The 18347-nt window shown below is 61.7% G+C and carries 19 protein-coding genes; 11 read left to right on the top strand and 8 right to left on the bottom strand.

Features of this window, described 5'->3' with window-relative positions; all coding sequences use genetic code 11:
• Nucleotides 1–24: 24 nt before the first annotated feature.
• The 7 genes from kduI to ACWHRL_RS10765 all read right to left on the bottom strand — a co-directional run bounded on the left by kduI (nucleotide 25) and on the right by ACWHRL_RS10765 (nucleotide 6950).
• Nucleotides 25–855: a 5-dehydro-4-deoxy-D-glucuronate isomerase gene (kduI, locus tag ACWHRL_RS10795; protein ID WP_447893645.1), complete on the bottom strand. Its 831-nt coding sequence runs from the start codon at nucleotides 853–855 to the stop codon at nucleotides 25–27.
• 57 nt (nucleotides 856–912) lie between these two features.
• Nucleotides 913–2187, bottom strand: coding sequence for a TRAP transporter large permease (locus tag ACWHRL_RS10790; RefSeq protein WP_447893644.1), 1275 nt, complete (start codon nucleotides 2185–2187; stop codon nucleotides 913–915).
• On the bottom strand, nucleotides 2184–2726 hold the full coding sequence (locus ACWHRL_RS10785) for a TRAP transporter small permease (protein ID WP_447893643.1): 543 nt from the start codon (nucleotides 2724–2726) through the stop codon (nucleotides 2184–2186). Before ACWHRL_RS10785 ends, ACWHRL_RS10790 begins: the two co-directional genes overlap by 4 nt.
• Complete coding sequence (locus ACWHRL_RS10780; protein WP_447893641.1) at nucleotides 2726–3724, bottom strand: TRAP transporter substrate-binding protein; 999 nt, start codon at nucleotides 3722–3724, stop codon at nucleotides 2726–2728. Before ACWHRL_RS10780 ends, ACWHRL_RS10785 begins: the two co-directional genes overlap by 1 nt.
• Nucleotides 3725–3947: 223 nt before the next feature.
• Nucleotides 3948–4928 carry a 2-hydroxyacid dehydrogenase gene (locus ACWHRL_RS10775; RefSeq protein ID WP_447893640.1) on the bottom strand — a complete coding sequence of 327 codons (981 nt, stop codon included), beginning with the start codon at nucleotides 4926–4928 and terminating at the stop codon, nucleotides 3948–3950.
• A gap of 29 nt (nucleotides 4929–4957) precedes the next feature.
• Nucleotides 4958–5932, bottom strand: coding sequence for a sugar kinase (locus ACWHRL_RS10770; protein ID WP_447893639.1), 975 nt, complete (start codon nucleotides 5930–5932; stop codon nucleotides 4958–4960).
• A complete protein-coding gene (locus ACWHRL_RS10765; protein ID WP_447893638.1) occupies nucleotides 5925–6950 on the bottom strand; it encodes a substrate-binding domain-containing protein in 1026 nt (341 codons plus the stop codon). The genes ACWHRL_RS10770 and ACWHRL_RS10765 overlap by 8 nt, the downstream gene beginning before the upstream one ends.
• Before the next feature lie 163 nt (nucleotides 6951–7113).
• Here ACWHRL_RS10765 and ACWHRL_RS10760 point away from each other — a divergent pair, with 163 nt between their 5' ends.
• The 3 genes from ACWHRL_RS10760 to ACWHRL_RS10750 are packed head-to-tail and all read left to right on the top strand — an operon-like array spanning nucleotide 7114 to nucleotide 10469.
• A complete protein-coding gene (locus ACWHRL_RS10760; RefSeq protein WP_447893637.1) occupies nucleotides 7114–8631 on the top strand; it encodes an amidase in 1518 nt (505 codons plus the stop codon).
• 33 nt (nucleotides 8632–8664) lie between these two features.
• The gene (locus ACWHRL_RS10755; RefSeq protein WP_447893636.1) at nucleotides 8665–9474 is read left to right on the top strand and encodes a methyltransferase domain-containing protein; all 810 of its coding nucleotides are present in this window, start codon (nucleotides 8665–8667) and stop codon (nucleotides 9472–9474) included.
• Nucleotides 9471–10469 carry a methyltransferase gene (locus ACWHRL_RS10750; protein ID WP_447893635.1) on the top strand — a complete coding sequence of 333 codons (999 nt, stop codon included), beginning with the start codon at nucleotides 9471–9473 and terminating at the stop codon, nucleotides 10467–10469. Before ACWHRL_RS10755 ends, ACWHRL_RS10750 begins: the two co-directional genes overlap by 4 nt.
• A gap of 30 nt (nucleotides 10470–10499) precedes the next feature.
• On the opposite strand, the gene greB is transcribed toward ACWHRL_RS10750, so the two are convergent.
• Nucleotides 10500–11030 carry a transcription elongation factor GreB gene (gene greB, locus ACWHRL_RS10745; RefSeq protein WP_447893634.1) on the bottom strand — a complete coding sequence of 177 codons (531 nt, stop codon included), beginning with the start codon at nucleotides 11028–11030 and terminating at the stop codon, nucleotides 10500–10502.
• A gap of 192 nt (nucleotides 11031–11222) precedes the next feature.
• Here greB and ACWHRL_RS10740 point away from each other — a divergent pair, with 192 nt between their 5' ends.
• The 8 genes from ACWHRL_RS10740 (at nucleotide 11223) to ACWHRL_RS10705 (ending at nucleotide 18318) form a co-directional block, all read left to right on the top strand.
• Nucleotides 11223–11864, top strand: a complete 642-nt coding sequence (locus ACWHRL_RS10740; protein WP_447529136.1) for a TRAP transporter TatT component family protein — start codon at nucleotides 11223–11225, stop codon at nucleotides 11862–11864.
• A 70-nt stretch (nucleotides 11865–11934) separates the two neighbouring features.
• The gene (locus ACWHRL_RS10735) at nucleotides 11935–12627 is read left to right on the top strand and encodes an NUDIX domain-containing protein (protein ID WP_447893633.1); all 693 of its coding nucleotides are present in this window, start codon (nucleotides 11935–11937) and stop codon (nucleotides 12625–12627) included.
• Nucleotides 12620–13066 (top strand): DUF1249 domain-containing protein, encoded by a 447-nt coding sequence (locus ACWHRL_RS10730; protein WP_447893632.1) that lies wholly within the window; start codon nucleotides 12620–12622, stop codon nucleotides 13064–13066. Before ACWHRL_RS10735 ends, ACWHRL_RS10730 begins: the two co-directional genes overlap by 8 nt.
• Entirely contained in the window at nucleotides 13066–13803 is a 738-nt protein-coding gene (locus ACWHRL_RS10725) for a metallophosphoesterase (RefSeq protein WP_447893631.1), read from the top strand. The genes ACWHRL_RS10730 and ACWHRL_RS10725 overlap by 1 nt, the downstream gene beginning before the upstream one ends.
• A gap of 164 nt (nucleotides 13804–13967) precedes the next feature.
• Nucleotides 13968–14930 (top strand): sulfate adenylyltransferase subunit CysD, encoded by a 963-nt coding sequence (gene cysD, locus ACWHRL_RS10720; protein ID WP_447529132.1) that lies wholly within the window; start codon nucleotides 13968–13970, stop codon nucleotides 14928–14930.
• The gene (gene cysN / locus ACWHRL_RS10715; protein ID WP_447893630.1) at nucleotides 14930–16363 is read left to right on the top strand and encodes a sulfate adenylyltransferase subunit CysN; all 1434 of its coding nucleotides are present in this window, start codon (nucleotides 14930–14932) and stop codon (nucleotides 16361–16363) included. The genes cysD and cysN overlap by 1 nt, the downstream gene beginning before the upstream one ends.
• 258 nt (nucleotides 16364–16621) lie before the next feature.
• Nucleotides 16622–17185 (top strand): type 1 glutamine amidotransferase domain-containing protein, encoded by a 564-nt coding sequence (locus ACWHRL_RS10710; RefSeq protein ID WP_447893629.1) that lies wholly within the window; start codon nucleotides 16622–16624, stop codon nucleotides 17183–17185.
• The gene (locus ACWHRL_RS10705) at nucleotides 17185–18318 is read left to right on the top strand and encodes an App1 family protein (protein ID WP_447893628.1); all 1134 of its coding nucleotides are present in this window, start codon (nucleotides 17185–17187) and stop codon (nucleotides 18316–18318) included. The genes ACWHRL_RS10710 and ACWHRL_RS10705 overlap by 1 nt, the downstream gene beginning before the upstream one ends.
• The last annotated feature ends 29 nt before the right edge of the window (nucleotides 18319–18347 follow it).

Here is an 18347-nt window from a genome sequence, read left to right as displayed (position 1 = left end):
TCCTTGGTGGATAAGCGGCCTGGCTTAACGCAGGTCGCGAGTGGCAACGAAGTCCATGTCGTCGTAGGTAAGGTTCTCGCCGCACATACCCCAGATGAACGTGTAGCGGCGGGTGCCGAAACCACAGTGAATCGACCAACTGGGATGAATCACCGCCTGCTCGTTGGCGACCACGATGTGACGGCTTTCCTCGGGTTTGCCGCACAGGTGGAAAACCACGTCGTCCTCGGCCAGGTTGAAATAAAAATAAACCTCCATGCGACGCTCGTGGGTGTGGCAGGGCATGGTATTCCACATGCTGCCCGCGTCGAGTTCGGTCAGCCCCATGGAGAGCTGGCAGGTCTCGAGAACGTCGGCGTGCAGGTACTTGTTGATGGTGCGCACGTTGCCCGTAGCCGGGTCGCCCAGGGTCATGGGCGAGGCATCCTCGGGGCGGATGTGGCGAAGGGCCAAGCGCACGTGGGCCGGAGCCGAGTTGATGTAAAAGCGCGCCGGATCGGCTGGGTCATCGCTTTCAAAACGCACGTCCCGGCTCTCCTTGGGAATGTAGAGGCCGTGATGGCGCCCGAGCGCGACGCTTTCGCCATCGACCACGATCCGCCCCGGGGCGCCGATGTTGATGACGCCCATTTCACGGCGCTCGAGGAAGTAAGCAACGCCGAGTTCCTTGCCATCGCCAAGGGTGAGCGAGCCTTGTGTGGGTACCGCGCCGCCGATGATGATGCGGTCGACGTGGCTGTAGGTCAGCTTGAGCTCCCCCGGGCACATGATCTGTGTTACCAGCATTTTGTCGCGCAGGCCCTGGGTATCCAGGGTCTTGAAGTGGTCTTCGTGAACGGCTTGAAGAATGTCCATGTAAGCTCCTTTTGCCTCGATGGGCGGGTATCGATAAAAAACGGCTAAACAAACGCCTCAAGAGAAGAACATGAGGGGCCACAGGGTAAGCGCGGGTATGCTCATGACGAGTAGCATGACCAGCACGTTGGCCAGCAGAAACGGCAGGGCGCCCCGGAAAATACGGCCGATGGAGAGCCCGGTGATCGATGAGCAAACGTTTAGGCACATGCCGACGGGCGGCGTCACGAGTCCTATGGCCAAACCGCTGATCAAGAGCACTCCGAACTGCACCGGCGAGATGCCGGCGGCGACCAGAATCGGCAGCACCACCGGCGTGATGAGCAGGATGGCCGGGGTCACGTCGACGAAGGTACCGATGAACAGCACCGCCAGGGCCACGACCAGCAGCAGCATGAAGGGTGAAAGTTCGAGCCCACCCAGGTAGCCCGCGAGTAGTTGCGGAACCTGCTCCATGGTCAGGATCCAGACGTAGAGCTGGCTCATGGCGATGATGATCATGACCGTCGCGCTGGTCATGACCGCCGAGCGCAAAAGCGCCGGTAGCTCGCGAAGCGTCAGACTGCGAAAAACCACCAGCCCCAGAAACAAAGCGTAGCCAACGCCGATGGCCGCGGACTCCGTGGCCGTCGCCACTCCGCCGACCACCGCGCCCACCACGAAGACCGGAATCAGCAGCGCAAGTACCGAACGCTGGATGACCAGGCGCTTTTCGGTGGCGCTCAAGCCGGCGTGAGCGCGCGGATAGCCGTGACGACCCGCCATCAGCGCGATCACGCCCATCATGAAGAGTCCGATCATGAGCCCCGGTAGCAGGCTTGCCAAAAACATCGTGCCGATGGACTGCTGCGCGGTGACCGCATAGATGACCATCGGCACGCTAGGCGGAATGATCATGCCCATGGTCGAGGAGGCCACGGTGATGCCGCTCGCTGTCTCGGTCGAATAGCCCTTGCGTGTCATCTCGGGAATCATGGCCGAGCCCACCGAGGCGGTATCCGACACCGACGAGCCCGAAATACCCCCGAAGATCATCGAGGTCGAGATGTTGACGTGGCCAAGCCCGCCAGGGAAGCGGCCCACGAGCATCAAACAGAAGTCGATCAACCGCGTCGTGATCCCCGAGGCGTTCATGATCAGCCCCATGAGAATGAACAGTGGCAGGGCGATCATGGTGTAGGTATCCATACCCGACAGCACCCGCTGGGGCAGTACGCCGATCAGGTTGGGCTGTAGCACGATGAAGTAGAGCAGCCCCGATAGCCCCAGGGAGTAGGCGATGGGAACGCCGATCAGCAAGAGCGCGAAGAGCGCGATCAGTAGAAGCGTCATGCCTGGGCCTCCTGAGCGCCGTCACGCCGGGTAGCGGGGCGTTCTCCACCGACCAGTACGGCCAGCGAGAACAAAATGACCAGAACCGCCCCGATGGGGACGCTGATCTGCACGACCCAGTTGGGCACGTCGAGCACTGCGGAGCGAAAACGGCCCACCTGGCCGATCCAGCCAAGGCTAAGCCAGGCAAGGTATCCATTGAAGAGCACGACCAGCAGGTGACGTAGGCTATCGACCGCTTTCAGATAGACCGGCGGCAGGCGCTCGACGAAGACACTGATGCGAATGTGTTCGCCGCGCAATATGGCGACAGAGGCGCCCAGCGCAGTGGAATAGACGAACAGAAAACGCATCAACTCCTCGGCACCGGCAAAGCCAATCCCAAACAGATAGCGAAGCACCACCAGCGTGAAGCAAAGCAGAAAGATCGCCGCCACCAGCGCGGCGATCAGATTCTCGAGCAGGGCAGCGGCGCGTCTAACGATACGCATGCCTGGCGTATCGCTTGCCACGTCTTGAAGCGACGACGGCTGGCTCATTACTCCTGCCCTTCGCCATGACCGGTTTGGGCCAGCACCGCATCGAGCTGTTCACGGCTGAAATCACCCCGTTCGACGAAGAACTCCCAAACCGGTACTACCGCCTCGACGAAGCTCTGGCGCGAGGTATCGCTGAGTTCGTTGATCTCCATGGACTCACCCAGGGTCTCGAGGTAGTTCGCCTCGGAGGCGAGCCAGAGTTCGTTGGAGCGCGTCATGGTTTCCACCGCCACTTCGTCGACCAGCGTCTGCATCTCTTCGGGGAGCTGGTCGTACCACTGAGCGCTGATGAAGAACGGGTCGGGATGGATCTGCCAGTTCAGCAGTGTCAGGTACTCCTGCGCTTCGTTGAACTTCATATCGGCGATGTTCGATGGCGGGTTTTCCTGGCCGTCGACCACGCCCGTACGCAGCGCCATATAGGTTTCGGTATAGGGTACCTGCTGGGGCGATGCGCCCAGCGCCTCGAAAGCCCGCAGGGTGGGCGCCAGCGGCGGCGTACGGATCTTCATGCCCCGCAGGTCGGCGACTTCGTTGACGGCGCGCACGTTATTGGTGAGCTGACGCATGCCTCCGGCCACGCCGGTCACCGGAATATGCAGCTGGCTGGCGCGCGCATCGGCATCGATGGCCTGGCCCAGCTCGCTTTGCATCACCTCGATAGCTTCTTCCGGCGTCTCGAAGAGAAACGGCATGGCGTAGATCAGGTAGGCCGGGTTGGCCTGGGCGAAGAGCCCGCCGCGATAGCCCTGGATGAGGCCCATCTGCACCTGCTGGAGAACGTCTTCTTCCTTGCCAAGGGTGCCGTTGAAGTAGAGCTCCACCGCGATGCGCCCGTCACTGCGCTCTTCGAGGGTCTCCTTGAAGAAGCGCATGGACTCCGAGCGCGGCGCATCGTCGGTTTGTGAGTGCGCGTACTTGAAGGTGTAGTCCGCGGCGAGAAGAGGGAAGCTGGCTCCCAGGGCAAGGGTGGCAATGACTGACAGGTAAGGGCGCATAACGAACTCTCCAATAGCGTTATTGTGATGTTGTTGTGAAGCGCTGTTCAAATATAAAAGTTATTTTTATATTTGATTGTTGGTTAGCTTAGCGGGATTGATCGCCAGGTCAATTGAGACATTGGTCGAGGGTTAACCCTTGGAGTGGGCATAAAAAAAGCGCCCGAAGGCGCTTGTCTGGTGGTGAGTACCAGGGTGAGGGCTGGTGATGAGTACAGACCGGCTACGCCGTTTTCCACGCCTCTTCGTTGACCAGGCTAATCGGCCGCTCGCCGGTGAGCGCCAGGCGCACGTTGTCCACCGCCCGCTGGGCCATGGCGGCACGGGTTTCGAGGGTGGCGGAGCCGATGTGGGGGAGGGCGACCACGTTGGCCATGCCGGGCAGCGGTGAGGTGTCGGAAAGCGGCTCCTGCTCGAATACGTCCAGTCCCGCTGCCTGAATCACGCCGCTTTCCAGCGCATTGATTAGCGCCCCTTCGTCGACCACCTTGCCGCGGGCGATGTTGATCAAAATGCCCGTGCGCTTCATTTGCGAAAGCTCCTTCTCGCCGATGAGCTTTTCGGTTTGTTCGGTCAAGGGCACGGTCAGGCAGACGAAATCCGACTCGGCGAGCAACTGCTCGAGTTCGCGCCGCTCGGCGCCTAATTCACTTTCTACATCGGGCTTGGGAGAGGCGTTGGAGTAGAGCACCTTCATGCCAAAGCCAAGCGCCCCGCGCCGGCCAATCGCCTGGCCGATGCGGCCAAACCCCACCATGCCCAACGTCTTGCCGTGCACGTCGCTGCCGTAAAGGTCCGGGCCGATGCTCGCCTCCCAGGCGCCCGCTTTCACCCAGGTGGCCAGTTCCACCACGCGCCGGGCGGTGGCCATCAGAAGCGTAAAGCCGGTATCCGCGGTGGTTTCCGTCAGCACGTCTGGCGTGTTGCAAAGCAGGATGTTGCGCCTTGTGAGCTCGTCCACCGGGATGTTGTCGTAGCCCACGGAAATGGTCGCGACCACCTCGAGCTTCGGCGCGGCGTCGAGTAGCTCGGTGGTGATGGGCAGGCCCGAGCCGATCAGGGCGTGGGCGCGGGAGAGGGCATCAAGGGTTTTGGGTGCCTGGAAATCCAGCGGCTTGGCCAGTTCGATCAACTCGAAGTGCTTTTCGAGTTCGGCCCATTGGCTGTCGCTCAGCGTACCCATCACGATAACAGTTTTACTCATGCGGTTTCCTTGCGTGCGTTGTTGTCGGTTCAGCGCTCCAGCGCCTGAAGCTGTTCGCGGGTGGGCAGGCCTTCCATATCGCCGACGACCTGCACCGCCTGGGCACCGACCAAATTACCACGGGCAAGCGCCTGTTGGGGCGATAAGCCATCGAGCAGTGCGCTGATCGTACCCACCGCGAAACCATCCCCCGCGCCGACGGTGTCCACCACGTTGGCCACTGGCTGGCCCGCCACGTGCAGGCTTTCAAGCTGGCCGCCCAAATGGCCCCGGTAGTAGCTGCCCTCCGGGCCGAGCTTGATGATGACCGCTTTGGCGCCGCGCTCGAGATAGAAATCGGCTATTGCCGAGGGCTCCTGCTCGCCGGTCAGCAGTTGGCCTTCCGAGAGCCCCGGCAGTACCCAGTCTGCATGGCGAGCGAGTTCATTCAAGGTGTCACGCATCACGTCTTCGCTTTGCCAAAGCGAGGGGCGCAGGTTCGGGTCGAACGAAACGCTCGCCCCGCCGGCGCGCGCCTTTTGCATCAGGTGACGCGTCAAGTCCTGGGCGCTTTCCGAAAGCGCCGGGGTAATACCGGTGGCGTGCAGGTGAGTGAGTGCGGCGAAGTCGATGCTTTGCGCATCTTCTACTGCCAGGTGGCTGGCGGCGCTGCCCCGGCGAAAATACTCCACCCGCGGGTCGGCGCCACCTTCGGCGCGCTCCTTGAACATGAGTCCGGTGGGGTGTTGGGTGTCGGTATGAATGTAGCGCGCGTCGATGCCTTCGGCTTCAAGCGTTTGGCGAATGAAGTCACCGAAGCTGTCCTGGCCGACCCGGCTTAGCCAGCCCACCGAGTAGCCCAGCCGTGAAAGACCGATGGCGACGTTGTTGTCCGCGCCGGCCAGGCGGCGGTGAAAGTGCTCGATGGACGAAAGCGGCCCCGGTGTGTCGGCGACCAGCATGCCCATGGCTTCGCCAAAGGTCAGTACGCTCGGCGATGAATCGGTTGAGGCGGTGTTAGCCATGTAGTGCTCCAGCGGTCGGTAAAGGGTGGGTTAAAACGGTGCTGCCGCGGGGGATCAAACGCGGCGCATGGCAATAGTCGATGGGGGCGTCGGGCGTTAACAGCCGGGCCACCGCGGCGCGGCTTATCGCATCACAGGGTTGGGCAAGGGTAGTGATGCTCGGGGTCATCAGCGCGCACCAGTCGAGCTCGTCGATGCCCATCAGCCCCAGCGGCCCGAGTATTAAGCGCAACCGCTGAACGGTTTCGACCACGGCAAGCGTGGCGGTTCCGTTGGCGCAAAGCACCGCGCAAGGCGTTTGTGCGGTCGCGGTCAGCTCGGTCAGCGCTTGGGAGATCACATCAGGCTCGAGAAGGGTGAGGGCGCGCGAATTGATGCCAAGCTCGGCGCACCGGGTTTGAAAGCGGGCCAGGCGCTGTTGGCGGGCGCTGGCGCCCTCCGGGGCGTTGCTTGCGTATAAAAGCGAGCGATACCCTTGGGCGATGAGGTGCTCCAGCGCCATATCGATGGCAAGCGCGTTATCCAGACCGATCGCCTGCTCCCCCAAGTCGGGAATCTCGCGATCGAGCAGTACCACCGGCACGCCGCGGCGCTCGAGCGTTAGAAGCTGCGCCTGGGGCTGGCCGGTGGCGTTGATGATGATGCCCTCGGCCTGGTAGCCGGCCAGCAGTTCGAGGTGGCGCTGCTCCTGAATCGGGTCGTTATCGGTGTTGCAGACGAGCAGCGAGTAGCCGTGCGCCCGCGCGGCCTGCTCGACGCCGTGGGCAATCGCCACCGAAAACGGGTTGCGGATATCCGCCACCAGCAGGCCCAGAAGCTTCGAGCCGCCACCCTTTAAGCCCCGCGCCATCTGGTTGGGCTGGTAGCCAAGCGAGCCCGCCGCCGCCTCGATACGCGCGCAAAGCTCGGCCGAGAGCTTGCCGCGCTCCGGGCCGAAATAGCGCGACACGCTGGTTTTCGAGGTGTGGGCGCGCTTGGCCACTTCGATCAGGGTGGCGCGCGGTGGCGTTTGGGACATGCGCTGGCTCTATTCATGACTGTATTCATGACTGTGATGGGAACGTTCCCATTGATGTTTCAAACTAGTGGTTTTGAGAGGCGAAGACAAGATCGCCTAAAGTGGTAGAGTGAGCGTTAGAGCCTTTTAAAAGCCGGCACTACCGAACAAAAAAGGAGACCGCATGCGCCTGGATGAGTATCAGCGCTTCGATGCGTTGGGGCTGGCCGAGCTGGTTCGCCGTCGCGAAGTAAGCCGTGAAGAGCTGTTGGATAGCGCACTAAGCGCCATCGAACAGTTGAACCCGGCGCTGCACGCCGTGGTGCGAACCCGCGCCGATCAGGCCCGGCGCGAAAGCGCCTCGCTAAACGAAGACGGCGTATTTGCCGGCGTGCCCACGCTGAGCAAGGACCTCTTGATGGGCATGGCCGGCGAGCCGCTGGCCTGTGGCAGTGCGGCGCTTATGGATTGGCGCGCGACGCAGGACGCGCCGATCATCACCCGGGCGCGCCAGGCGGGGTTGGTGATTGCAGGCCAAACCACCACGCCGGAGCTTGGCCTGATGGGCATTACCGAGCCCAGGGCGTTTGCGCACCCGGAAAACCCCTGGCGCGCGGGCTATTCGCCGGGGGGCTCGAGTGGGGGCGCCGCCGCGGCGGTGGCCGGCGGTATGGTGCCGCTGGCGCTGGGGGGCGACGGCGGCGGCTCGCTGCGAATCCCAGCAAGCTACTGCGGGCTGTTCGGCTTCAAACCGTCCCGCGGGCGGGTGCCGCTCGCGCAAGGCCAGGGTGAAGTATGGCAGGGCGCGGTGATCGAACACGCGCTGACCCGCAGCGTGCGCGACAGCGCCGCGCTTTTAGAGCACATCAACGGCATGCTGCCGGGAAGCCCCTACCCGGTGGCCCGTGAAACCGGTTACCTGGCAGCGCTTTCTGAGCCCTGCAAGCCGCTGCGTATTGCGCTCTCGTTGGGCGAGCCGTTCTCGAAAGGCCTTGAAACGACGCTCTCGCCAGAGGTCAAAACCGCCATCGAGAAGGCGGGCAAGGCCTTGGTAGACATGGGCCACGAGGTGGAGTGGGCGGACCCGCCGGTCGACGGCGAGGCGCTGGCCAACAGCTACCTGACGCTGTATTTGGGTCATCTGGCGGCGGATCTTGTCTGGCTTGGCCGGGCGACGAATACACCGCTTGGCCTGCTGGCCATCGAGCCCGCGACCCGCGCTATTGGCCGCTTGGGGGCAAAGCTGGGCGCGCGGGAGTATGAGCTGGCCAAGCGCGAGTGGTACGCCGCGGCGGCACAAATGAGCGCGTTTCACGAACGCTTTGATGTGATGGTGATGCCGGTAACGGCGGACACCGCGCCCAGTATCGGCGAGCTTTACCCAAGCCGAGCGCGGGAGCGCCTCATGGCGCTATTGGCGCTTCCGGACCTTCCAACGATTGCCTTGAAGGCAGGGATGCTGAAGCGTTTGGCCGTCGATGCGTTAAGCCGTACACCCTATACGCAGCTTGCCAATTTGACCGGCCAGCCGGCAATGTCGGTGCCGCTGCACGTGGCGGCTAATGGCCTGCCGGTGGGCGTGCAGGTGGTGGGGCGCATGGGTGAGGATAAAACCCTCATGCAGCTTGCCGGGGCGCTCGAGCAGTTCGCCCCCTGGCCGCAGCGGCCACCATCACAAGCGTTCGTGCTTGATGCAAGGTAAACTGCCTGTTTTGAGAGCCATCTGGCGAAAGGCATGCACTCCATCTATGAACTGACCCCGGCGGGGGATCGCTACTTCGACGGTATGGTCGACAAGTTCTCCCGCTCGCTCTACTACGCGCCGCGCGGCGAGCTGCGCCTGGCCATGCTGGACTACTTGTTGCCGCAAATGCTCGCCCTAAAAGGCCAGCCGGTGCTGGACATCGGCGGCGGGCTTGGTCAGCAGGCGGCCTGGTTCGCCGAGCGCGGCCACGGCGTGACGCTGGCCGAGCCCTCCGGCGATATGCTCGACTACGCCCGCCAGTGGCATCAGGCGCGGGAAACGGTGCCCGAGCAGGCCATTCGTTACCTGCAGACGCCGCTTCAAGCGCTGCCCGGCGAGGCGCCGGGCCCCTGGCCTTTGATCACCTGCCACGCGGTGCTCGAGTGGCTGGGTCAGCCCCGCCAGGCACTGAGCGTGCTGGCTGCTTTGCTGGCCCCCGGCGGCCAACTGAGCCTGATGGTCTTCAACCGCGACGCGCTGCGCTTCTCCAACGCCGTGAAGGGCAATCTAAAAAAGGCCTTGAGCGACGAGCTGGAAGGCAAGGGCAAGCGCCAACGGCTGACGCCGATCTCCCCGGTGACCCACGCCGATATCAGCCAGTGGGCCGAGGAGTGCGGGCTCGTGGTGCAGGCGGTGGCCGGCATTCGCATCTTCCAGGACTATCTACGCACGCCCCCGGTGGATGAAACCGAACAAGCCACGCTGCTGGCGCTGGAAAAACAGTACTGCCGCCAGGACCCGCATTGGCGACTGGGGCGCTATTTGCTTTATACATTAACCAAACCCGAGGCCGATTCATGAGTGCCCAACTTCCCGCCTGCCAACTTCTCGAGCGCTACTATGGTGACGCGGCCGCGCTTTGCCCCGTCGCCCCACCCGAGGACGCTTGGCTGATCCACCGTTCGGCGGCCATGGTCAGCGATAACGTCGCGCTGCGCACTGCCTGGCAGGCCCAGCAAAAAAGCGCCAAAAGCCCTTTTGACGCCGAGATCGATCTGGCCGCCGGCCAAGTGGTGCTTTTCTGGCCGAAGGCGCACCAGCTGGGGCTTTGGTGGCTACAGTGGCTTTGCCACACGCTGCCGGAAGGCACGGCGGTGGCGATCGTCGGCGAGCACCAGGGCGGCATCAAGCGCGTGCCCCAATTCCTGGACGAGCAGGGCATGGCCTGCGACAAGCTGGACAACGCCCGGCGCTGTTCGCTGTTCACCACGCGCACCCAAGGGGCGAGCGACCCGGAAAATGCCTGGGCCACGTTCGAAGCGCAAGATCTGGCGCTTGTCAGCCACCCCGGCGTCTTCGGCCACGGCAAGGTCGACGACGGCACCCGGCTATTGCTGGAACAGCTTGAAAAGCACCTGCCGCAAAAACCGCTTCGCGTGCTCGATATGGGCTGCGGCGACGGCATCATCACCGCTTGGCTTGCCAAGCGTGGTTTTGATGTGACCGCCGTGGACGTGAGCGCTTTCGCGGTGAAGGCGTGTCAGCGAACACTCGCGGCCAACGAATTGAGCGCCCGGGTGCTCGAAAGCGATGTGTTCGAGGCACTCGAGGGCGAGCAGTTCGACGTCATCGTCAGCAACCCGCCGTTTCATCAGGAGCGCGATATTAGCTACGGGCCCAGCGCCCGGCTGATCGAGCAGGCCCGCGAGCATTTGAGCCCCCAGGGGCAGCTCATGTTGGTCGCCAATGCGTTTTTACCCTATCCGCCGCTTTTACAGCGCGCCCTGAGTGATGTCGAAACCCTGGCGGATAACCGGCGCTTCAAGGTATACCGCGCCGGTTTGGCAAGGCGCTAAACCCCGGCGGGGTTTCACGGCGCGATGGTTTCATGGCACGTAGTGAATCGCCGAGACGAGGTAGAACGTCTCGCCACTGGGCGTTTGCACCGTGATCTCGTCATCGACTTCCTTGCCAAGCAACGCCTTGGCCATGGGCGAGTCCACGCTGATCCAGCGTTTCTGGGTATCGATCTCATCGTGGCCGACGATGCGAATGTCCAGCGGCTCACCGTCATCGTCTTCCAGGCTGACAAACGCGCCGAAAAAGACCTTGTCGGTGTTGGCCGGCAAGCGGTCGACCACCTGCAGCTCGTCCAGGCGCTTGGTGAGATAGCGAATCCGCGCGATCACCCGGTGAAGTTCTTTCTTGTTGTAGGTGTAGTCGGCGTTTTCCGAGCGGTCGCCTTGGGCGGCGGCTTCCCCTACCTTGGCGGAGATGGCGGGGCGCTTCACCCTTGAAAGGTGATCGAGAATGCCGCGCAGGCGCTCGGCGCCTTGGGCGGTGATCAGGTTGCTTTTGGGCTCCTGGCGCGGGTCCTTGGCCGGGTCGCGCCAGCGGGTCATGTTGCGGCCTTTCATGACGGTTCTCTCCTTGCGTTTGTGCGCCAAAGCTTAAGCGAAAGCGTGGGTCTGGCTCAAAGCGCTGTTATGAGCTGATAGAAGTTCTGGCGAGTCATTCAAACGTTCGTTACATTATTTGGCAGGGCGGTTGAATCCCAACCGCTCTTCGATGATTTCGAGTACGCGACAAAAACAACCAAGGAGCTTTTCATGCGCACACACTCTTCTCGCTGGCTGTTGGCTTTGACCCTGGGCGGGGCGCTGGCCCTTTCGCCGTTGGCCGTTAGCGCCTACCAGGACGAACTTTTCTCGTTAACCAACCGCTGGGAACATACCATTACGGAGCTTCCGGCCAACCAGCGCCAGAGCACGCTACAGGCGCTGAGCGGCGAGGCCGAAGCGTTGGCCGAGCAAAACCCCAACGAAGCCGATGTGCTGATATGGGAGGGCATCATACTCGCTTCCTACGCCCGCGAGCGCAGTGGCCTGGGCGCGCTTGGCACCGCCAAAGACGCGCGTAGCGTGCTCGAGCGCGCCATCGAACTCGACCCCCAGGGCGGCAACGGCTCGGCCTACGTCACCCTTGGCGCGCTTTATGACCGCGCGCCGGGTCGGCCGCTGGGCTTTGGCAATAGTGACACCGCTGAGCGCATGTTCCAGCGCGCCCTGGAGATCCGCCCGGATGGCATCGACGTGAACTATTACTACGCCACTTTCCTCAGTGAAGAGGGCAATACCCAGGCAGCGCGGGAGCACGCCCAACGCGCGGTGGACGGCACAGCGCGGGAAAACCGCCAGCTTTCCGACGAAGCGCTTCGCCGCGAAGCGCAGACCTTCCTGCAGTCGCTTTAATAGCGCGCAAATTGGCATTCCCGGCATCTAGCATTGATAATGGATCGATTGTGCTAACCGGGAGTGCCCTATGGCGTCCAGCCTCACTACATCGCTTGCCCCCGCGCTTGCCACACCCGAGCTAACCCGTTCGGACGTGACGCTCGAAAAGCGCGAGACGCTTTATCAGGGCTTTTTCCGTCTGGAGGAGCTCACCCTTCGCCACCGTCTTTTCGAAGGCGGCGAAAGCCACAGCATGCGCCGCGAAATTCATAGCCGCTTCGACGCGGTGGGTGTGCTGCTATATGACCCTCATCGCGACGCGTTGGTGCTGGTCGAGCAGTTTCGCGCCGGTGCGATCGACGATCCGCGCTCGCCCTGGAAGCTCGAACTGGTGGCCGGATTGGTCGAGAAAGGCGAATCCCTCGAAGACGTTGCCCGGCGCGAGTCTCTGGAAGAGGCGGGCTGCGAGGTCGGCGAGTTGACCAAACTTCACACCTACTACCCAAGCCCCGGGGCGTGCAACGAACGGGTCACGCTGTTTTGTGGGTTGGTCGATACCACCGGCATGGGCGGCATTCACGGCCTTGCCGAAGAGCACGAGGACATTCGTGTTCACGTGGTCAGCTTTAGCGCTGCCTGGGAGCTTTTGGGCCAGGGCCGGCTCGACAACGCCATGTGTTTGATCGCGCTTTACTGGCTGGATGGCCAGCGCGCGTCGCTGCGTGCCGCGCCATCCCAAACCCCCGCCCCTGGCGAATTCGAAAGGAGCGAAGATGGCTAGAGCCGCCTACGTCACCGACTTAAAATCCCTGCAAGGGGAGTGCAGCGCCAACTATGCGCGTCTGCTGCGCCTGGTGGGCACCATGGAGGCCGGCCAGCAGCGCGATATCAACCTGCACACCAGAGATCAGCATCTGGGGGTTCTGCATCTTGCGGTGCTGGAGCAGGCCCCTTACACCACGATGGTCGAAGTGACCCAGAGCGGGCCTTTGGACAGCGTCCTCGAAGGCCCCAAAATGCGCGTGCACCTGTATCACGATGTGCGCATGGCCGAGGTCACCGACTTTCAGCGCGAGCGCCACTTCAACGGGCGCTACCGCTACCCCAACGCCAAAATGCACCAGCCCGATGAGAAGCTGCAGCTCAACCGCTTTCTGGGGGAGTGGCTGGCCCACGGGCTGGCTCACGGTCACGCCTACGATATTCCCGAGCTCCCCTGATGCGCTTGATTCAGATTACCGATGCCCACCTTCATGCCGATAAAAACGCCCGCTCTCGTACGGGTATTCCTTGGCGGCAGTTCGAGCGCGTCGTCGAGCAGGTGATCCGCGAGCGCCCGGACATCGTGCTGTTCAGCGGCGATATAAGCCAGGACGAGACGCTGGCCTCCTACACCCATGCTTGCCAGGTGCTCGAGCAGTTGCCGTGTCCCTGGTTCTGGATCCCTGGTAACCACGACCAGCCGGCGCTGATGGCCGAGTGCCACCCGCTGCTCGACGAGGTAGAGCTCGATGATTGGCGTTTGCTGCTGCTTGATACCCACGTCGAGGGCCAGCCTCATGGGGAGCTGGGCGCCGAGCAGCTAAGCGCCTTCGTCGAGCGCCTGGAGCAGAGCGACACGCCGACGATCATTGGCCTGCACCACCCGCCAGTGGATGTGGGGGCTGCGTGGATGGACGCGATCGGCCTCAAGGACCGCGACGCTTTCTGGCAGGCGCTGAGTGCCTACCCCCAAGTCAAAATCGTGCTGTTTGGCCACGCTCACCAGGCGTTTGCCCAGCAGCCTACGCTGGGCGAAACCCGAATGGGGGTTTACGGCTGCCCGGCCATGGCGGATCAGTTCATGCCCGGGGCGCTGGAGTTCGCGGTCGATCAAGCCTCGCGCCCGGGCTACCGGGTGTTGGAGCTTCGCCGCGGTGGTGAATGGCAAACCTGGGTCGAGCGGGTCAAAGTTTAACGGTTTTGTTCGTTATATAGTTCTTAAAAGCATAAAAAGATAGTTATTAATTCTTTCAGGTTATTACTTTTGGGCGTTACCCTACCCACAGTGACGATAATGAGGCAAACACCGTTTGCAGGCACCGTTAGTCAGCACCCCGGTGCTTTTAGAGGGAGTAGGCAATGACCCAGTTTAAAGCTCCGCCGAGCGGGCAGCGGCGCGAGACCTCCATCGCGATTGACGGCGCGCGCCAGACGCACCTCAAGCAGCTCGAAGCCGAATCGATTCATATCATTCGTGAAGTCGCCGCCGAGTTCAGCAATCCGGTGATGATGTACTCCATCGGTAAAGACTCTTCGGTCATGCTGCACCTGGCGCGCAAGGCGTTTTACCCCGCGCCGCCGCCGTTCCCGCTGCTGCACGTGGACACCACCTGGAAGTTTCGCGAGATGATCGAGTTTCGTAATCGCATGGCGGTCGATGCGGGTATGGAGCTTTTGGTGCATACCAATGAAGAGGGGCGGGCAGCGAACATCAACCCCTTCGATCATGGCAGCGCCAAGTACACCGATATCATGAAAACCCAGGCGCTCAAGCAGGCGCTCAGCAAGTACGGTTTCGATGCGGCGTTTGGCGGCGCGCGTCGCGATGAAGAGGCATCGCGGGCCAAAGAGCGGGTCTACTCGTTTCGCGACAAATACCACCGCTGGGATCCGAAAAGCCAGCGCCCGGAGCTTTGGAACATCTATAACGCCAAGGTCAACAAGGGCGAGTCGATCCGGGTTTTTCCGCTCTCCAACTGGACCGAGCTCGATATCTGGCAGTACATCTACCTCGAGTCGATTCCGATCGTGCCGCTTTACTACTCCGCCCCGCGCCCGGTCGTCGAGCGCGACGGCATGCAGGTCATGGTCGACGACGATCGCCTACCGCTGGAACCGGGTGAGGTACCCGAGCAGAAATCCGTGCGCTTTAGAACGCTTGGCTGCTACCCGCTGACCGGCGCGGTGGAGTCCACGGCGGCCACGCTGCCGGAAATCATTCAGGAGATGCTGCTGACCCGTACCAGCGAGCGTAGCGGGCGGGCCATCGACCGCGACCAGGTCGGGTCGATGGAGAAGAAAAAGCGTGAGGGGTACTTCTAATGTCACACCAGTCGAACCTGATTGCCGATAACATCGAGCAGTACCTGCACGAGCATGAAAACAAGGACCTTTTACGGTTCATCACCTGCGGCAGCGTCGACGACGGCAAGTCCACGCTGATCGGGCGGATGCTCCACGACTCGCAAATGATCTTCGAGGACCAGCTCGCCGCGATCACGCTGGCCTCCAAAACCAGCGGCACGACCGGCGACGCCGTCGACCTGGCGCTGTTGGTCGACGGCCTGCAGTCCGAGCGCGAGCAGGGCATCACCATCGACGTGGCCTACCGGTTTTTCTCCACCGATAAGCGCAAGTTCATCATCGCCGATACGCCGGGCCACGAGCAGTACACCCGCAACATGGCCACCGGTGCCTCCACGGCGAGCCTGGCGGTGATCTTGATCGATGCGCGCTACGGGGTGCAGACCCAAACCAAGCGCCACAGCTTCATCGCCGATCTGCTCGGCATCCAGCATTTGGTGATCGCGGTCAACAAGATGGACCTGGTCGAGTTCTCGGAAGAGCGCTTCAACGAGATCAAACGCGAGTACCAGCAGTTTGCGACCAACCTGAATGCCCCGGATATTCGCTTCGTGCCGCTGTCGGCGCTGACCGGCGATAATGTGGTCAACAAAAGCGCGCATACCCCCTGGTATTTTGGCCCGGGTTACGAGAGCCGCACGCTGATCGAGCTGCTGGAAAGCGTCGAGCTCAGCCATGATCAGAATCTGACAGATTTGCGTCTGCCGGTGCAGTACGTCAACCGACCCAACCTGGACTTTCGCGGCTACTGCGGCACCCTGGCCGCGGGTATTTTGCGCCCGGGGCAGGGCGTCAAGGTGTTGCCGTCGGGCAAAACGTCGAAGGTCGCGCGCATCGTTACCCAGGACGGTGACTTAAGCGCGGCCTACCCCGGTCAGGCGATCACCGTGACCCTCGATGACGAGATCGATATCTCGCGCGGCGATTGGCTGGTCGAGGCGAACGCCGAGGTGCCGCTTTCCAACGCGTTTATAGCCGACATCGTATGGATGCATGAAGACGCGCTGACGCCGGGCAAGCTTTATGATTTCAAACTGGCCACCCGAGATCTTTCCGGCGAGGTTCGGGCCATCGAGTATCAGGTCGATGTGAATACCCTGGAAACCTACCCGGCCGAGCGGCTGGAGCTCAATACCATCGCCCGCTGCGAGATAGAGCTCACCGCGGCCATTCCGCTTGACGACTACCGCGCAAGCCCGGGTACCGGTAGCTTTATCGTCATCGACCGGCTAACCAACGTGACCGTTGGCGCGGGGATGATTCGCGGCCTGGCCGCGCAAGGCGAGCAGACGCAAACCACCGATTGGGTCGCTTTCGAGCGCGACTTGAACGCCCTGGTACGCAAGCACTTCCCGCATTGGGATGCGAAGGATATAAGTAAGCTTTTTTAAGCTGTACGTCAGTTTGTGTTTTGAACGTTGGTCGGCCCTGTCACCCCGGGGCCGGCTTTTTTTATGCAAGTCATTTCACGTCGGCGTATCGAGCGGGATGCTACTTTGTAGCGGGGGATGTGGGACTGTACAAGTTTTAGGTGGCCTGACAAGCGGATTCGTTAACGAATAGCGCTTGACGATTGTACAAGATAAGCCACACTTGTAAGGCGTTGTACGGCATGGCCGAACGCATGTCATCACGAAAAGGAGAGCACGATGAGTCAAGCACTAAATGGTAAACGCGTTGCAATTCTAGCCGCCGATGGCTTTGAAGAGTCCGAACTCAGCGTCCCGCGTGCCTCGCTTCAGAAAAACGGCGTCGAAGTCCATATCGTTACGCCGGATGGTAAAGGCATTCGCGCTTGGGCGGAAACCGACTGGGGCGATACCTACGAAGCTGATAAAGCGCTTAGCGACGTGTCCGAATCCGATTATCACGCGCTGGTCTTGCCGGGTGGCTTGTTCAACCCGGACGAACTGCGCACCAACGAAGACGCACTGAGCTTCGTTAAAGCTTTCTTCCAGGCCGGCAAGCCGGTTGGCGCTATCTGCCACGCCCCCTGGATTTTGATCAACGCTGGTGTGGTCGACGGTCGTAAAATGACCTCGGTACACAGCATTGCCCAGGATTTGAAAAACGCCGGTGTGAACTGGGTTGATGAAGCCGTGGTCTGCGATGAAGCGCTGGTATCCAGCCGCACACCGAAAGACCTGGACGCCTTCTGCTCCAAACTGCTTGAAGAGATTCAAGAAGGGAAGCACTCGGGTCAGCACGCTTAATGGCGTGGTACCACCAGTGGGCGAGCTTTGCCAAGCGGCTCGTCCACGTTGTCGCCAAGCCCATGAAGCGCGACAGTGGCCGCGGCGGGATGGTGGTTCATCCCTACCGTGGCTACGGCTCCCAAAAGGAAATATTCATCATGGGCCGCGTCTTTCGACAGGCGGCACTCGGCCGCGCCATTCCTCGGCGCGGCTTTTTACGTGATACCGCCGATGTTGCCCGGCGTATTTTTCGACGCGGTTTGAAAGAAGCGCAGGTCGATGTTTGCGTGGGTGAGAACGAGCTTTCGCTGATCACCGACCGCGACGGCTACTTCGATGCCCACTTGCCGATCGAGCACGCACTCCCTATCGATGTATCCTGGCATCGGGCAGATATTCTCGTTCGCGCCGAAGGGCAAAATCCCATTCGTACCAGCGCGGAGGTTTACGTACCGCCGCCGGAGGCGGACCTGCTGGTGATCAGCGATATCGACGATACCGTGATGTTTACCGGGGTCGCCGAAAAGCTGAAAATGCTTTACCGTCTTTTCGTGCGCAAACCCCACCGGCGTACCGCCTTTCCCGGTGTGGCCTCCCTTTATCAGTCGCTTTATCGTGGTAAAAGCGAGAAGGCAGAGCGGCCTATTCTGTATGTCTCCCGGGGGCCCTGGGCGATTTATGAAATGCTCGAAGCTTTTTTCCAGCTCAACCGTATCCCCGTCGGGCCCATTTTGTTTCTGCGTGAATGGGGCATTTCCTGGCGTAAACCTTGGCCACGCAAGGCCGAAGACCACAAGCGTGACCTGATCGACCGGATGCTAGGGCTTTATGACGATATGCCCTGCGTGCTGATCGGTGACAGCGGCCAACACGACCCGGAAGTATATACCGAGGTCGTAAAATCCTACCCCGGCCGCATCAAGGCGATTTACATTCGCCGGGTGGATAAAGACCCGAAACGCCAGCAAGCGATCGAACGGCTTCGCGACGAGCTGGCCGGCACCGACTGCGATCTGATACTCGCCGCTGACAGTGTGTTGATGGCCGAGCACGCCTATGAGCAGGGCCGTATCTCGGCGCGCGGTTTGGAGGCGGTCAAGCGTGATGTCGAAGAGCATCGTAAAGAGGAGGCCGAAGAGGCTGGCGTTTAGGGGGTTCAGATGCCAAGTGCACGCGGTTT

This window comes from Vreelandella sp. GE22 (genome assembly GCF_968212445.1).
This window is presented reverse-complemented; position numbering and strand designations above follow the sequence as displayed.

What these genes read in the sequence shown, in the direction of transcription:
- ACWHRL_RS10760 (WP_447893637.1), top strand. Translation starts at nt 7,114, where the DNA reads ATGCGCCTGGATGAGTATCAGCGCTTCGATGCGTTGGGGCTGGCCGAG.
- ACWHRL_RS10785 (WP_447893643.1), bottom strand. Translation starts at nt 2,726, where the DNA reads ATGAGCCAGCCGTCGTCGCTTCAAGACGTGGCAAGCGATACGCCAGGC.
- ACWHRL_RS10765 (WP_447893638.1), bottom strand. Translation starts at nt 6,950, where the DNA reads ATGTCCCAAACGCCACCGCGCGCCACCCTGATCGAAGTGGCCAAGCGC.
- greB (WP_447893634.1), bottom strand. Translation starts at nt 11,030, where the DNA reads ATGAAAGGCCGCAACATGACCCGCTGGCGCGACCCGGCCAAGGACCCG.
- ACWHRL_RS10705 (WP_447893628.1), top strand. Translation starts at nt 17,185, where the DNA reads ATGGCGTGGTACCACCAGTGGGCGAGCTTTGCCAAGCGGCTCGTCCAC.
- ACWHRL_RS10730 (WP_447893632.1), top strand. Translation starts at nt 12,620, where the DNA reads ATGGCTAGAGCCGCCTACGTCACCGACTTAAAATCCCTGCAAGGGGAG.
- ACWHRL_RS10710 (WP_447893629.1), top strand. Translation starts at nt 16,622, where the DNA reads ATGAGTCAAGCACTAAATGGTAAACGCGTTGCAATTCTAGCCGCCGAT.
- ACWHRL_RS10775 (WP_447893640.1), bottom strand. Translation starts at nt 4,928, where the DNA reads ATGAGTAAAACTGTTATCGTGATGGGTACGCTGAGCGACAGCCAATGG.
- ACWHRL_RS10725 (WP_447893631.1), top strand. Translation starts at nt 13,066, where the DNA reads ATGCGCTTGATTCAGATTACCGATGCCCACCTTCATGCCGATAAAAAC.
- kduI (WP_447893645.1), bottom strand. Translation starts at nt 855, where the DNA reads ATGGACATTCTTCAAGCCGTTCACGAAGACCACTTCAAGACCCTGGAT.
- ACWHRL_RS10790 (WP_447893644.1), bottom strand. Translation starts at nt 2,187, where the DNA reads ATGACGCTTCTACTGATCGCGCTCTTCGCGCTCTTGCTGATCGGCGTT.
- ACWHRL_RS10735 (WP_447893633.1), top strand. Translation starts at nt 11,935, where the DNA reads ATGGCGTCCAGCCTCACTACATCGCTTGCCCCCGCGCTTGCCACACCC.
- ACWHRL_RS10770 (WP_447893639.1), bottom strand. Translation starts at nt 5,932, where the DNA reads ATGGCTAACACCGCCTCAACCGATTCATCGCCGAGCGTACTGACCTTT.
- ACWHRL_RS10750 (WP_447893635.1), top strand. Translation starts at nt 9,471, where the DNA reads ATGAGTGCCCAACTTCCCGCCTGCCAACTTCTCGAGCGCTACTATGGT.
- ACWHRL_RS10755 (WP_447893636.1), top strand. Translation starts at nt 8,665, where the DNA reads ATGCACTCCATCTATGAACTGACCCCGGCGGGGGATCGCTACTTCGAC.
- ACWHRL_RS10780 (WP_447893641.1), bottom strand. Translation starts at nt 3,724, where the DNA reads ATGCGCCCTTACCTGTCAGTCATTGCCACCCTTGCCCTGGGAGCCAGC.
- ACWHRL_RS10740 (WP_447529136.1), top strand. Translation starts at nt 11,223, where the DNA reads ATGCGCACACACTCTTCTCGCTGGCTGTTGGCTTTGACCCTGGGCGGG.
- cysD (WP_447529132.1), top strand. Translation starts at nt 13,968, where the DNA reads ATGACCCAGTTTAAAGCTCCGCCGAGCGGGCAGCGGCGCGAGACCTCC.
- cysN (WP_447893630.1), top strand. Translation starts at nt 14,930, where the DNA reads ATGTCACACCAGTCGAACCTGATTGCCGATAACATCGAGCAGTACCTG.